This window comes from Microcystis sp. M_QC_C_20170808_M9Col, from assembly GCF_007095495.1.
Lineage (GTDB): Bacteria > Cyanobacteriota > Cyanobacteriia > Cyanobacteriales > Microcystaceae > Microcystis > Microcystis aeruginosa.
This window is the reverse complement of sequence record NZ_SFBZ01000057.1, coordinates 23,996-38,358: the sequence shown is the minus strand read 5'-3', so window position 1 is coordinate 38,358 and position 14,363 is coordinate 23,996. Positions and strand designations below refer to the sequence as shown.

The following is a 14,363-nucleotide window of genomic DNA, read 5'->3' as shown; positions in this document are numbered from 1 at the left end:
ACTCATTAAAGGCATGGTTCTTTCCTCCTCAAATTGTTTGATTTTACTCTCTAAACTTGACTGCAATTCAGGGGATAAAGTCATCATATTGTCGATGATTTCAAACAGTTTAATTATCTTTTCTCTCTCGAACTCCTTTTCATATAATCCCCTGATTAACTTCCACTTCCACTGTTCCCGTTGTGGCAGCTTCCCAGTAGTCGCTTTCGTTTTCAGGTGTGCCATGACTATTATAGCAAAGGGATTGTTACTTGCTTCCAATTAGTCACTGATAACTGATAACTGATAACTGATAACTGATTAGTTGGTGAACTTCAGGAAAGAAGAAATGTAAAAATGCTTCAAAATACTCGCTTAATGCTTCTTTCCAGGGTTCATCATAATTGGCGGTTGGTTGTTTCATGGCAAGTCGCTACCAATTGGAAAGTTAGGCACTCATCTAAATCTATTATTCCCCATAAATATCATCAATGCTACTTGTCGTCACAAAACTTCCCATTAGAGCAACCTACATCTACATCTTTGTCCTGTAGGGGCGAAGCATTCGGATAAAAAATCTGCGGTTTCACCGATAGGTTATTGCCCGAATGCTTCGCCCGTACTTTTTGCCGCAAACCCTAGATAGAGTCCTATAGCAGCGGGCAGAAGGCAGTATTTTCGCTGCTTTTGCCCCCTTTTAGAGAGATTCTTCGCTCACGGAACCATCTTCCTGCACCCAGGCGAGATTTTTAATCATTCGATCGCGGGCATAGGTACGAATTTGTGCCTCGCTGCGACCCCCTAAATCGATCGCCACCCTCAGATTCGGATCACTGGTGCGAAGGGAGCGAGCCTTACTAAAAGTCGCTATCTGGGCGTTATTACCCAAAGGGATAAGCAACCAGTCGAGGGGTGGAGCTTGACTGGGTAAAGTCTGCCCTGATAATAAACTTTCGTGCAGTTCTTCGATATTCAGGGAAAAACCGATACCCGGAGCCGATTGGCCCTGGGGATGAAAAACGCCCAATAATTGATCATAGCGTCCGCCCTGGCCTAAAATACTGAGATTTTGCTGGTGATAACTAACCGCCTTAAAAACGATGCCGGTGTAGTAATCAAAGGTTTGAATCAGACTTAAATCGAGAATTAGGGGGAAAGAACCAGAGCGATCAGCATTAAGCAGCTCTACTAGGGATTTAAGGTTATTAACGGCTTTTTGGGCTGATTCTTCCCGGGCTAATACGGCCACTTGTGCGAGGACATCCTGAGGATTACCGCGCAGATGAAATAATTGTCGGGCTTGCTGCCGGAGGATTTCGTTAGGATAGGGAAGATTTTCGAGGCTAACGTAGTCGAGGAGGGCTAAACAGCGCTTCACCTGTTCGCGTAAGGGATCTGGAAAGGGAGAAAGTAGCGAACGAGTCAAACCCGCTTCTCCTAAAATAATCTGCCAGTTAGGGACGGCCAAACTATCGAAACAGTCGGCCAGGAGCAGTAAAATCTCGGCATCGGCTAGTAAACCGCCAGAAAAGAGCAGTTCTACCCCCGCTTGATAGAATTCCACTTGACGACCGTGATAACCGGCGCTAGGGCGACGAAAAACGTTAGCCCGATAACAGAGACGTTGGGGATAGGACTCCCCACTCATGCGGGTGACGGCACTGCGGGCAATGGAAGCGGTTAATTCAGGGCGTAATCCCGATAGTCCTTGACTATCCCCGTGGAGTTGGATCACGGTGCTGGGATCGATCGCACCGCCTGCGGTGAGGGTATCGAGCCATTCAATGGTGGAGGTGACGATCCTTTGATAGCCCCAACGCTGAAAGACAGACTGAAGGCGATCGTTAATCCAGCCTTTTTGGGTAACTTCTAGGGGTAATAAATCCCTTGTCCCCGCCGGGGGTTGATGAATCATGGGAGTTTGCTAATCAAAATCGGTGGCACTGGTCAGTCCTATTTCACTTTACGACAAGTTGTGACCAGTTTTCTGATAGGTAAAAACCCCTAACAAATCCTCTTAGGGGTTTTGATCTCAAATGTCGGGGTGAAGACAGCAATTCTAAATTTGCCCTGTAGCAAGGCTTTTGGGGGTTAGTTCGCATAATACGGGGTCAAATTGAATGGGATTGCAAATTTCATGTCACGAGTCTTCAGGCTTTTGACGTGATAGTACACCCAGAGTTGCCCCAAAAATCCCCCTTTGAAATGTTCTTTAAATCCCTAAAAGGCTTACTATGTCTAAAACTGAGAATTGCTGGTTGCTAGTAGAGGCAAGATGTTGCCCAAGAATCTCCGCACTGTTAGGGCGGAGATTGTCAATCCCCTGACGGTGGCTTCTAGCGGAACATTGCGCGCAGGGAACTGGAGAGTTGATTGGCTGCCCGTGCGGCCACCAATCCCGAAAGGGCGGCGACCACCACTGTGGCAAGGCAGGTTAGCTGGGCTGCCCCTGGGCCACCCACCCCCAGCACCATCGCCATGGCGGTCAGAGGTAGGCGATAGCCACCAGCAATACCGGCCGCTGCCCCCGCCGCACCCGCCAGATTCCCCGAAATATCAAAGGTGGTGGCGAACACCCGGCCACTGAGGTCGCCGATCGCCAGAAAAGGGACAAACACGCCGCCACAGCCCCCGGCTAAAACGGCAGCGGTGGTGGCCGCGGCCCGGAGCAGAGCTACCGCTAACAGATGGTAAGGAGTTGTTTTAATGTTTTCGGCCCAGACGATAGCGGCTCCCCCTGGTCCAAAAGCCGCTGCGGGGGTCGCCACCTGTCCGATCACGATCGCCAAGAATAGCATCACCAGGCCACCGATCAGGAGACGAGTGGCGGGCCTGTCCCGCAAGCCTCTGGCCCAGTAGATCGCCTCACCAGTGAGGGCTGTAATCGTGCCGGCGATCACTCCGATCAACAAAGTGGCACCCACCGCATCCCAGAAGTCAGTCGGGGCAACCTGCGGCACGACCAGCCGGATCAGTTGCAGCTTAAAGGCAGCGTTGACTCCCCATCCCACCAGTCCCCCGGCTAACATCGCCGCTGCCCGCTCCGGGGTGATCGGAACCTGGCGTCGCTGACTCAACTCAAACATAAAAAAGCTGCCCACCAGAGGGATTCCCATCAGGGCAGAAACACTGGCCGCACCGCCACCGATGGCCAGCGGCCGCACCAGTTGACCTAGGGCTGGATTTATGCTACCTAACCAGGTTCCCGTCGCCACGCCAATATGAGCTGCCGGTGATTCTGTTCCCATGGGCGCACCCAGTCCAACGGTGGAGAGGATGGCCAGGGCGCGCAAGGGGGCTAGATTCCAAGGGAACCGCTCTTCGGTGCCGGATGCGTTCACCACGTCACCGGTCAGGTCGGCGCGAGCAATGTCATGGGGGAAGGAGTACCAGTCCATGAGAGAACCCCAGCGACCAGAGGAAGTTGCCCCCCGGGGAGCTAAGGTCTGCACGGGTTGCCCCCTACCCAGTCCAAACAGGACTAGCACTGCTAAGGTAACGCCCACCAGAGGCAGCAGCAGTCGCCAGACGCTATCCAGTCTAGAGGCAATATCGAGGGTTTGCTTAATTGCCTCAGTCAGTAGTACCGCGGCCAGAGAGCCGATCAAACCGCCGAGCAGGCCGCCAACAGCCCATGGGCCTACCCTGGTTAACAGAAGTTGTAGTTTGTTATTTAGCATCGTGCCAAGAAAGTTAAACTTTTATCGTTCCTATAGCAAGTCCATTGGAGTGGTCAAGCAAAACACCCTGAAAGTCTTTACTATATAGTTAGTAAAAGTATAGTCAAATATAAACAGACTGAATTCTATTTGAGAAATTCCCTTCACTTTTACTTCGAGAGATTAATTCTCCTTGGCTGAACTACGCACCTCTCTATCCCATAGCTGAACGGATTTGGGAATGCTTTTCTTAGGATGTTGTAACTTGAAACCACTACTCAACGGATTTAGTATAAGTTAACATTTCAATTAGACGTTTATAAGGAATAACGACAAACTTTTGGCTGTTAGCTTTGCCTATGTTAGCCTTCTGTTTCCAGCCGTCATTTTTGCCAATAACTAAAGCAGATTGAGGGTGTGTTAGTCAAAATTAACACACCATTAATTTTATTTTTAAGTCAGAACTGTCCCAATTATGAGATAGATGTCTTAATTTCTTGCATAATCATCAACCTAAAAAGATTTAATTGTGTTCAAAGATTCGGTAACGTGAGCTTTAAAATCTAACATAGAATCGAAAATATGTCTGACGATTCCCTCTTGATCAATGATATAGGTAACTCGTCCGGGGAGGACGAATAAGGTAGAGGGAACACCGAATAATTTACGGACTCGGTTATCGCTATCACTTAAAAGGGTAAAGGGAAGATTATATTTTTGGGCAAATTGTTGATGAGATTGGGGACTATCGGCACTAATACCAATAACTTCCGCACCCGCGTCGGTAAACACTTCGTAACTATCGCGGAAAGCGCAGGATTCTGCGGTACAACCCGGAGTGTCATCTTTGGGATAGAAATAAATTACCAGGGATTTTTTACCGATTAAATCGCTGACATTAACCGTTGCCCCTGTTTGGGAAGGGAGAGAAAAATTGGGAACTCGATCGCCTACTTTTATAGCTGCCATAAGATTAATTAATGAATAGATAATCGTGGATAGGGTGATGCTTTATATTCTAACCTTTTTTGGTCTTTTGTTTAGCCCGTTTAGCAGCAGCTTTGGCCGCTTTTTCTGCTTCAATGCGTTTTTGTTCGGCTTTTTGTTTTTCTTCGTCTAGTTTTTCTAGATAATAGTGATAATCTCCTGCGTAGGCAATTAATTCGCCCTCCCGAATCTCGACAATTTTGTTAGCTACCTGGGAGATAAAATAACGATCATGGGAAACAATTAAAACCGTGCCTTCATAAACTTTTAAAGCCGATTCTAACATTTCCTTGGCGGGAATATCGAGGTGATTAGTGGGTTCATCGAGAATTAATAAGTTAGCGGGAGCAAGTAACATTTTGGCTAAAGCAAGACGCGCTTTTTCGCCACCACTCAAAGATTCTACTTTTTTTAATACCGTTTCCCCACTGAATAAAAATCGCCCTAAAAGACTGCGAACTTCCACATCTTTCCAATCGGGAACTTCATCATGAATGGTATTTAAAACAGTTTTAGTTAGGTCTAAAGCTTCCGCTTGGTTCTGCTCAAAATAACTAGGAATAACGTTATGTTTACCGATTTCGATCGAGCCTTCTGTGGGAGCTTCTAACCCAACAATTAAACGTAAAAGTGTGGATTTTCCTGCACCATTTGGTCCTAAAAACGCCACTCGATCGCCCCTTTCTATTTCCAGATTTGCTCCCAAAAAGAGAATTTTATCATCGTAAATGTGAACAATATTTTTAATTGTCACCACTTCCCGACCACTACGCACTGCTGGAGGAAACTGGAATTTTAAGGTACGCACATCGGCAATTGGGGCTTCAATTTTTTCTACCTTTTCTAATTGTTTTTCCCGGCTTTTTGCTTGGGTACTGCGGGTGGCACTGGCCCGGAACCGATCCACGAAAGCTTGCTGTTTTTCTAGTTCTTTTTGCTGACGTTCGTAGGCACTTAACTGAGCAGATTGTTGTTCGTATTTTTGCTGTAGGTAGGCAGAATAATTACCTAAATAAGTGGTAGAAACTCCCCTTTCAGTTTCGACAATTTTGGTACAGAGACGATCGAGAAATTCCCGGTCGTGGGAAACTATGACCATGGGAGTAGTTAAATCCTTGAGGAATTTTTCTAACCATTCAATGGTTTCTAAGTCTAAATGGTTAGTCGGTTCATCGAGGAGTAAAATATCGGGAGTTTGCAGGAGAATTTTACCTAAACTCATCCGCATTTGCCAACCACCACTAAAGGAACTTACCAAGCGATCGCCGTCATCGCTAGTAAAGCCCATTTCTGGTAAAATTTTCTCGATGCGCGCTTCTAATCCGTAACCATCTAACCCTTCAAATTGTCTTTGTAGGCGATCCAATTGATGAATTAAGCGATCTAATTCTTCGGGATCAGCTTTTTCCATGCGCTGGGGAATTTCTATTAGTTGATGGTGGACTTGATTCGCTTCTTGAAACACCGTCCAAAATTCCTCCCGTACCGTCCGACGGGGATCCACTTCAAATTCTTGGGTAAGATAGCCGATATGGAGACTGGTAGGACGGATGATCTCCCCGGCGGTGGGTTCCACTTCCCCCATAATAATTTTCAGCTGGGTGGATTTTCCGGCCCCATTGACTCCCACCAACCCGATGCGATCGCCAGTTTTTACTTCCCAAGTGACATCTTTTAACACTTCTCCCGTCGGGTAAATCTTACTAATTCTCTCTAGTCGTAGCATCGCTGATTTTTCTCCAGTCCTAGGCAGTTGAGGCAGTCCGCCTCTATTGTAACATTTAGTTAAGCTTTATCTGGTCTTTGTCAAGTTTTCTCGATTGAGCCACCCGACAGTATTTTTTATTTGAAAGAGATAATAATGCTTAATCCCTACCCCATAAAAAAAGAAACGGCTAGTTTAATCACCAGAGATGGAATTAGTTTAGTTGCCGATATTTATCGTCCCGATAGTAGGGAATCTTTGCCCATTTTACTAATGCGACAACCCTACGGAAAAGCGATCGCTTCCACGGTGGTTTATGCCCATCCTAGCTGGTATGCACGTCAGGGTTATATTGTGGTAATTCAGGATGTCCGGGGACGGGGAAACTCGACGGGAAATTTTAATTTATTTGCCCATGAAATTAGCGACGGATTAGAAACCATTGAATGGGTTTTAACTATTCCCAATAATACGGGTGTGGTGGGAATGTATGGTTTTTCCTATCAGGGAATGACTCAATTATACGCCGCTACTAATGGTCATGCTGCTTTAAAAACTATTTGCCCAGCAATGATCGCTCACGATTTATATCGAGATTGGGGCTATGAAAATGAAGCATTTAATTTACAATATAATCTCGCTTGGGCAATACAATTAGCAGCGGAAACAGCTAGATTGAAAGGGGACGAAACTGCCTATCAAAAACTCTGGGTAGCTTCCCGAAATTTACCCCTTTTTGATCCTATTGCTGCCTCTCCCCAAATTCTGCAAGATTTAGCTGCTGATTCTTTTTATCACGATTGGATTACTCGTTATCTTCCCGATGACTATTGGCAAAATTTATCACCGCAACACCTGTTAAAAAATATCGATTTACCGATGTTACATATCGGAGGTTGGTTCGATCCTCATCTCCGGGGAACTTTGGGTTTATACCAAGAAATGCAAGCGCGTTCTATCTATCCCCAACAGCTAATTATTGGTGCTTGGACTCATCTACCCTGGGGGAGAAAAGTAGGAGAGATAGATTATGGTCAAGAGGCAATTAGTCCTGTGGATAAAATGCAGCTGCAATGGTTTGATTATTTCTTAAAAGGTCAGGAAACGGAGTTATTAAAAAATCCTCCTATGTATCTATTTCAAATGGGGTCTAATCAATGGCGATATCTGGAGAAGTTTCCCAGAGAAAATCAGCAAATTTATTATCTTGCTAGTCAAGGTTTAGCCAATCTGCGCGAGGATGAGGGGAAATTAAGCGCGATTTTGTTAGAACCTGCGATCGAAGATACCATCGTTCACGATCCTTGGCGACCGGTCCCATCTTTAGGAGGTCATAGCGCCCTACCGGGGGGAATATTCGATCGCACCATGCTAGACTGTCGCAGTGATGTGATTACCTACACTTCTCCCCCCCTAGAGAAAGATTTAACGATTTTGGGTAGTCCCCGTCTGGATTGTTATTGTCAAGCAGACGCGGTTAGTTTCGATATCTGCGCGGTGGTTTCTCAAGTTACCCCCGATGGTCGAGTTTTTAATATCACTCAGGGTTATAAGCGGGTAAATAATCCCGAATCGCCCCTAAATATTGCCCTACAGGCCACTTTTATCACTATTCCTCAAGGTCATAGCTTGCGTTTAAGTCTGAGTGCCTCTTGCTTTCCTGCACATCCCGTCAATGCGGGGACCGGCAGCTATCCCCACCAGAGTCGAGCGATCGATTTTTCTATTATCACAATTAAGGTTTTTTGTCAAGGAAATTTTCCTGCAAAATTGCTATTACCTTTAGTCGGGGAAAGCTAAACCGCTGCGGGGATCACGAATGTATAAACCTAACACCAGAGAGGAGATAACCGTATCCCAGACGGGGGTGAATTTTTCCGCATCATCGACCCAATAATCCATAGTAATTAAACATTGAACCCCGGAACCAATGCCCACGGCAATGCGCGAATAAGCTGGCCGATTTTCTTGGGGGTCGATGAATTGAATTTGTACCCAAACAATGCGTACGGTTTGGCGTTTTTCTTGGATAACTTCGCCAATTTCGTGAGGATTGCGGCTATCTTCACGAGCTAACTTTTTGACCATTCCTTTTAGGGGTAATTCTTTCCAATCTCCGGGGGGAAGTAAATTATAGGAAACCTCTAAACGACAATCATCATCGGGGGGTTTTCTATCTAAAAAACGAAAGGAATTATCATCGGGTTCAAAATGCCAATCTTGAGGAACTTCAAAGCGCACTGCACCGCGACCAGCTACAAAAATACTGTTACCCGGACTAGATTTCCAGTTATGATCTGGATTTAAGTCGAGGGTTTCTTTAATCCATTGCAGATTGTGTTTTTTGGATTTAGCCATAGGGATAATCCTGCGGTAAGAATCGGACTATAGCTGTCATTATACAGGCTTTTTCCTGAGAATTAAATAGGGTGCATCTCACTTTTGTAAATCTACTAAGTAAAACGTAGGGTGCGTTACTAACGCACCACCTATCATCAACTAAGTAGCCAGTTACAATCAAAGAACAGGAACTGAATCTCACTTTCGTAAATCTACTAAGTTGGGATTTTTAAAGGGAAACTCTCTTTTAAAATTGGGCGTTACTTCCGATTTTATCACTCAATCCAAGCTTTTGGGGGGTTCTACCCCCCAAACCCCCCGTTGGGGTCGTGGCACCGCCCCCAAACCCCGGAGCGCATTAGTTTTTCGGTGGGATGCTTAGACGCGATTGTTCATATTTTTGTACCAATTTAAGAGTCACTGATAATTGCTGATTGTCGGTATTTCTGCAAATGTTGAGATGCACCCACCAAAACTTCTATCCTCACCCTTAGGATAACTGCTGTATAATTCTTAGAAATCCCACAACACGGGATTATCATCCAAGAAATCAGTTACCTGTTTACCAATATTATCAATTAATTTTAGGTCTTCCGGGGTTAAATTAATTGTCATTGCCTGAGCGTTATTAACTGCTTGAGCAGCATTTCTTACCCCAGCAATTGCATTAGTTTGTGGTTGCTTAATTAACCAAGCCAGAGATAATTGAGCTAGGGAACAATTATAGCGTTCAGCAATCGGTTCTAATTGATTTAAAGCCGCTTGTACCCTCTGAAAGTTTTCGCCATGAAAGAGTTTATTTTTAATTCTATGGTCCTCCGCTGCCAACTGATAACCGTTTCTAAATTTTCCTGTTAATAAACCTTGGGCAAGGGGAGAATAGGCTAGAATAGAAATATTATTGTCTATACAATAGGGCATAATTTCCTTTTCTACCGAGCGCCAAAAGAGAGAATAGGGAGGTTGAATACTCTCAATTCTGGCGTATTGACCAGCTTCTTCCAGTTGAGAGCGGGAGAAATTGGAAACCCCTATAGCGCGAATTTTTCCCTGTGCTTTCAGATAATTAAGAGCGGCCATAGTTTCAGAAATAGGCACTATTTCCGTGTTCCATGAGCCACTAGGCCAATGAATTTGGTAAATATCTATATAATCAGTTTGGAGGTTTTTTAAAGAGCGATGGCAAGCTGCGATAACTTTCTCATATTTGAGGTGATTAGCAAAAACTTTGGTGGCATAAATTACCTGTTCTCGCACATCGGCCAAGGCTTGAGCGACAATCAATTCCGAGTGACCTTCCCCGTAGATTTCGGCTGTATCTACAGTGGTAATTCCTGCCTCAAAAGCGGCACGAATGGCTTGAATACTTTCCTCATCTTCAATACCTGCCCACATCTTTTTTCCTGCTTGCCAAGTACCCACGAGAAGGGGGGTAATTTCTATATTAGTCTGACCGAGATAGCGTTTTTGCATAACAGTTTTTTGATGGGTTAAGTATGCTTAGGGTTTCAGTCGGGTTTAGGGCTGAAAATCCCAGCTGAAGACGACTAAGGTGACAAGGATAAAAACTTTTACCGGTAGGGGTGTAAAGAACAAACTTAATAAGCCACAAAAAAGACCTAATAAGCGGGTACTGAGGCTAATTATTTCGCCTTGAACATTGTAGCTAATCGACAGGGAGATTAGGGCTAGAGTAAGGAGAAAAATCATAGTTTTCTTTCCTGAGTCTATGGAGCAGAAAAGCCGTGACTGCTCACGACTTTTCGCCGTTTCTATATCTATTATTAGCTCGATTACTGAGCTAATGACATCGGGTTAAAGTGAAGTTTTTTAACGGAAAAGATTAAAAAATCCGTTGAAAAAGCCTGTCAGACCGGTAAAGGGACTTAAAACCGTGCCGAGGGTGTCGGTAGCAGAGGCCAGACCGCTACGATGAACCACCACCACATCATTATTGCGGAGAATCGGGTTAGTTTTCTCGTTGATACCCTGGGAAAAATCGATGTTAATTGAGGTTTTGGTAACGGTCCCGTTAGGATTGAGACGAATTAATTCCACTGTGGACTGATTGGCCCGACGCTTATCAAAGTCTCCTGCGGTTAAAATTGCCTGATTGAGAGGGGTATTGGGAGGAACTTCAATTGTCCCCGGTTTTTTCACCTCCCCGACCACTTTCACGTTAATGGTTTTAGGGGCAAAACTGGCCGATGCTAGGGTTTCCGATTCCTTGGCCGAGATTTCAGTAGCGGTGGGGATAATCACCGTATCACCTTCTTGAAGAAAGATATCGCCGGTCATATCACCTTTATCGAGCAAACTCCAGAGATCTACGGGGATTTTCTGCTGGGAACCGTCACGAGTATAACGCAGCACTTGTACCTGTCGGATATCGGCCAGAGGTTTGATGCCTCCCGCTTGTTGGATAGCTTGGGTTAGTCGGGCCGGTTTCCTGGTGCCGCCGCGATCTTGGTCATTATTGTTGTTATTGTTATTGTTGGCAGTGGGGACAATACGATGGGACCCTGGACGATAAACTTCTCCCACCACAGTAACATTAATTTCTCGATCGCTATCTAGTCCAAAATTGGCATCGGCTAATTGATTGACTTCCCCGACGCTAAGGGTTGTTTTAGTGGGAATAACGATGCTATCGCCATCTCTGAGGCTAATATCTTGGGTTTTATCGCCTTTTTGGATTAATTGCCAGAGATTCGCTTGAATTAGCTGTTCTTGTCCCTTGAGGTTGCGTCGGATTTGAACTTGACCAATATCGGCCACCGTAGTCACTCCCCCTGCTTGCCGGATTATTTCGGTCAATAGGGGCGTTTTTTGGCTTTGTTCGGGGTTAATTGTATAAGTACCCGGACGATTGACTTCCCCCGCGATGGCGATTTGCAGGGGCCGGGGGGTGAGAATGCTAACAGTAACCACGGGACGTTTGAGATAGGTGGCGTAACGTTTGGCCAAGGTTTGGCCGGCTTCGGTGACGGTCATTCCTTCCACTTTGACGCTACCAATCAGAGGTAAAGTCAGGGTTCCATCGGCTAAAACAAGGAAATCGCCGCTTAAATCCGCGACTTGGTAGATGGTGACGCGCACTTTATCTCCTTCTCCTAGGGTGTAATCTTTGCTTTCTGCGGGGATAGGAGCAATCGCCTCTTTAGCGGGTGCAGGACTACTCGGAGGAGTGGCTTGGACTGGGCGGGCTTCTAAGGAAGTTAGGGGGGCAATAGTGCCGATAATTAATAGATAACGTAGGGATTTACTGATTAAATCCTGTAATTGGTTGCTATTTAACATGATCAATAGGATTAATTTTATCGTTAACATTGGCGATCAGTGTAGCACAAATAGTCGATCGCCTATGGAAACCCCGTGTAATATCGCATCTATCGAGAGTTACCGCTAACTGTAAGATAGTTTTAACGATTGCCTGTATGTAAAGGGGTATATTAATTTTATGACAGCTACTAGCACAATTCCCGATTTTTGTCAAGGAATAAAATATTTTGGGGGTTCCTTACCCGAATTTGATAAATATGCAGGAAAAGCCGCTATCGCTGAGGGAAAAACCGCTATTATTGCCGCTAATGACCCGAATGCTATCTATCAAACCCTCCTAGCCGCCGATGCTTTGCGTTACCTCACCCTACAAATCACCGCTACCAAAGAATCGGGACACCCCGGCGGTTTTGCCAGCGCTGCCGACGTAATTGCCTCTTTGATGATGTTAGGCCAGAAAAATATCTTCACCGAAGTGGGCCATCATGCCCCCGGTTTTTATAGTAACGTCTTTCTCGATCGCTCTCTCGAAGCCATGGGCATCAGCAACGTCAGGGAATTGGGAGAACGTTTTCGGGAAAAACACGGACTTTTAGGGCATCTTTCCGGACAAATCCCCGGACTGCTCGGGCCGGCTGGTCCTTTGGGCCAAGGCCAACATTTTGCCATGGCGGCGGCCAAATTACACCCTAATACCCTTTTCCCTGTGACTATCGGGGATGGTGGTTTAGGAGAACCCTACATTATGAGTAGTTTTGGTCATTTTCACACTGCTTACCCTGAAATTACCAATTTTCTGCCGATTTTAGTTTGGAATGGCTATTCCCAAGAACACCATAGCATGGTGTCCCTGAAAACTAACGCCGAAATGGAGGCCTATTGGCGCGGTAATGGTTTCGAGGAAGTGATTCTCATTAATGCCAAAGACTTCGATGATGCTAATCAAAATGGGGAATATGTAGATAGCACCAAATTCTCTTTTAACCAGCGTCTAGAGTTCATAAAAGCGGTGTTAATGGCCACGGATAAAGCCGCCCAATTAGCTCTAGGTGGTAAACTAACGGTGATCATTATTAAACAACTTAAAGGGGCAGGAGTTCACAAACGGGGAGCGGCTTCCCATAATCTTTATCCGGGAGATTCTTTAGAAAAAGATTATATCGTTGCTGCCTTACAGGAACGCGCTTTACCCCCTGAAGCTTGGGCAATTGTTCGTACTAATTTCGAGCGCTCTGGAGGCGGTCCGGCAGTGGAAACAGTGGTAACGGAAAAAGTCTTCCCGCTGCCGGATTTAGGAACCTTACCGATGACCGAATATACTGTGGGTGGAGATAAAAAAGTAGCCACCACTGCCATGGGGGAATTAGTGGTAGCTGTGGGTAAAGCTGACCCCAATTTTGTTGTCACAAATGCTGATGGTAATGCCGCTTCGGGAATTAATAATATTAACGTCGGTTTAAAGATTATTCACCCCACCAGCGATGATACCTATTTCCAAGCACCTAACGGTCAAGTTTATGAGCCTTTAAGCGAGGATGCCTGTGCTGGATTAGCCGTCGGTTTATCTCTCTTGGGAGGGCGGACTTTATGGTGTTCCTACGAGTCTTTTGCTATCAATGGTTTACCGATTTGGCAGACTGTAACCCAAGCGATGGCCGAGTTACGTCGTCCCACCCCTTCTACTATTACTTTATTCACCGCCGGAGCCTTAGAGCAAGGGCGTAATGGTTGGACACACCAACGCCCAGAGATTGAAAATTATTTCGCCGCTATGATGCGAAATGGCAATATTTTTCCTCTCTTTCCCTGCGATGCTAACAGTATTCAAGTCTGTTATGAATGGGCGTTAGGAACTAGCAATAAAGGCATTACAATCACCGCTAGTAAATCGCCTTTACCGATGCGAACCACTTTTGAGCAAACCCGTCAAGCTTTAGAAAAAGGCGGCGTAATTCTCCACGAATCGGAAGGCAGTAAAAAAGTTGTTTTTGCCGTCATTGGCGATATGACTTTATTACCCGTCTTTGAGTCTGCACAACAGTTAGAAGCAGCGGGAATCGGTGTAAAAATCGTCTCGGTAATTAATCCCCGTCGTCTCTACCGTCCTAGCGATGTGATGAGTGAAACTAGCTCGGCAGCTGATAATAATTTCCTCGATGATGCTGGTTTTGACAGTCTCTTTGCTGGTGATGCTTTAATCGGAGTAACTGGTGGTACAAGCGCCATGTTAGAACCAATTATGTTACGCAGTAATGCGCGTCGGGATGTCTTCGCTTGGAAACGGGGAGAAACCACCGCCAGTGCCGGGGAAATTATGGCCTATAATGGCTTAACTGCCAATGCTTTAACTGCGCGTGCTACCCAGTTATTAAGTTAAGTTCCCAGTTAGTTTTTTTTGATTATTCCCTACT

At 45.6% G+C, this 14,363-nt stretch carries 10 protein-coding genes and 1 pseudogene; 2 read left to right on the top strand and 9 right to left on the bottom strand.

The window, feature by feature from the left end; translation table 11 throughout:
* The 6 genes and pseudogenes from EWV68_RS03865 to EWV68_RS03840 all read right to left on the bottom strand — a co-directional run.
* Positions 1–261 (bottom strand): annotated as a pseudogene (locus EWV68_RS03865) (hypothetical protein); the annotation flags it as partial.
* A gap of 4 nt (positions 262–265) precedes the next feature.
* A complete protein-coding gene (locus EWV68_RS03860) occupies positions 266–403 on the bottom strand; it encodes a hypothetical protein (RefSeq protein WP_287168886.1) in 138 nt (45 codons plus the stop codon).
* A 273-nt stretch (positions 404–676) separates the two neighbouring features.
* A complete protein-coding gene (locus tag EWV68_RS03855; protein ID WP_287168885.1) occupies positions 677–1,894 on the bottom strand; it encodes an ATP phosphoribosyltransferase regulatory subunit in 1,218 nt (405 codons plus the stop codon).
* Positions 1,895–2,315: 421 nt separating this feature from the next.
* Positions 2,316–3,659, bottom strand: coding sequence for a chloride channel protein (locus EWV68_RS03850; RefSeq protein WP_061433049.1), 1,344 nt, complete (start codon positions 3,657–3,659; stop codon positions 2,316–2,318).
* Positions 3,660–4,151: 492 nt separating this feature from the next.
* Complete coding sequence (locus EWV68_RS03845) at positions 4,152–4,607, bottom strand: peroxiredoxin (protein ID WP_002760875.1); 456 nt, start codon at positions 4,605–4,607, stop codon at positions 4,152–4,154.
* Positions 4,608–4,656: 49 nt separating this feature from the next.
* Positions 4,657–6,351, bottom strand: coding sequence for an ABC-F family ATP-binding cassette domain-containing protein (locus EWV68_RS03840; protein ID WP_061433050.1), 1,695 nt, complete (start codon positions 6,349–6,351; stop codon positions 4,657–4,659).
* 135 nt (positions 6,352–6,486) lie between these two features.
* Between EWV68_RS03840 and EWV68_RS03835 the strand changes: the two genes are divergently transcribed.
* Positions 6,487–8,130 carry a CocE/NonD family hydrolase gene (locus tag EWV68_RS03835; RefSeq protein ID WP_287168882.1) on the top strand — a complete coding sequence of 548 codons (1,644 nt, stop codon included), beginning with the start codon at positions 6,487–6,489 and terminating at the stop codon, positions 8,128–8,130.
* Here EWV68_RS03835 and EWV68_RS03830 read toward each other — a convergent pair.
* The 3 genes from EWV68_RS03830 to EWV68_RS03820 form a co-directional block, all read right to left on the bottom strand.
* Positions 8,113–8,688: an Alr1449 family protein gene (locus EWV68_RS03830; RefSeq protein WP_147069357.1), complete on the bottom strand. Its 576-nt coding sequence runs from the start codon at positions 8,686–8,688 to the stop codon at positions 8,113–8,115. The two genes, EWV68_RS03835 and EWV68_RS03830, sit on opposite strands and share 18 nt — an antisense overlap.
* A gap of 495 nt (positions 8,689–9,183) precedes the next feature.
* Positions 9,184–10,143, bottom strand: coding sequence for an aldo/keto reductase (locus tag EWV68_RS03825; RefSeq protein WP_287168881.1), 960 nt, complete (start codon positions 10,141–10,143; stop codon positions 9,184–9,186).
* A 357-nt stretch (positions 10,144–10,500) separates the two neighbouring features.
* A complete protein-coding gene (locus EWV68_RS03820) occupies positions 10,501–12,000 on the bottom strand; it encodes an SLBB domain-containing protein (protein WP_287168879.1) in 1,500 nt (499 codons plus the stop codon).
* Positions 12,001–12,130: 130 nt separating this feature from the next.
* Between EWV68_RS03820 and EWV68_RS03815 the strand changes: the two genes are divergently transcribed.
* Positions 12,131–14,329, top strand: a complete 2,199-nt coding sequence (locus EWV68_RS03815) for a phosphoketolase family protein (protein ID WP_287168878.1) — start codon at positions 12,131–12,133, stop codon at positions 14,327–14,329.
* Positions 14,330–14,363 lie beyond the last annotated feature (34 nt).

Coding starts and splice junctions, on each gene's coding strand:
- EWV68_RS03830 (WP_147069357.1), bottom strand. CDS start 8,688: ATGGCTAAATCCAAAAAACACAATCTGCAATGGATTAAAGAAACCCTC.
- EWV68_RS03835 (WP_287168882.1), top strand. CDS start 6,487: ATGCTTAATCCCTACCCCATAAAAAAAGAAACGGCTAGTTTAATCACC.
- EWV68_RS03825 (WP_287168881.1), bottom strand. CDS start 10,143: ATGCAAAAACGCTATCTCGGTCAGACTAATATAGAAATTACCCCCCTT.
- EWV68_RS03845 (WP_002760875.1), bottom strand. CDS start 4,607: ATGGCAGCTATAAAAGTAGGCGATCGAGTTCCCAATTTTTCTCTCCCT.
- EWV68_RS03840 (WP_061433050.1), bottom strand. CDS start 6,351: ATGCTACGACTAGAGAGAATTAGTAAGATTTACCCGACGGGAGAAGTG.
- EWV68_RS03820 (WP_287168879.1), bottom strand. CDS start 12,000: ATGTTAACGATAAAATTAATCCTATTGATCATGTTAAATAGCAACCAA.
- EWV68_RS03860 (WP_287168886.1), bottom strand. CDS start 403: ATGAAACAACCAACCGCCAATTATGATGAACCCTGGAAAGAAGCATTA.
- EWV68_RS03855 (WP_287168885.1), bottom strand. CDS start 1,894: ATGATTCATCAACCCCCGGCGGGGACAAGGGATTTATTACCCCTAGAA.
- EWV68_RS03850 (WP_061433049.1), bottom strand. CDS start 3,659: ATGCTAAATAACAAACTACAACTTCTGTTAACCAGGGTAGGCCCATGG.
- EWV68_RS03815 (WP_287168878.1), top strand. CDS start 12,131: ATGACAGCTACTAGCACAATTCCCGATTTTTGTCAAGGAATAAAATAT.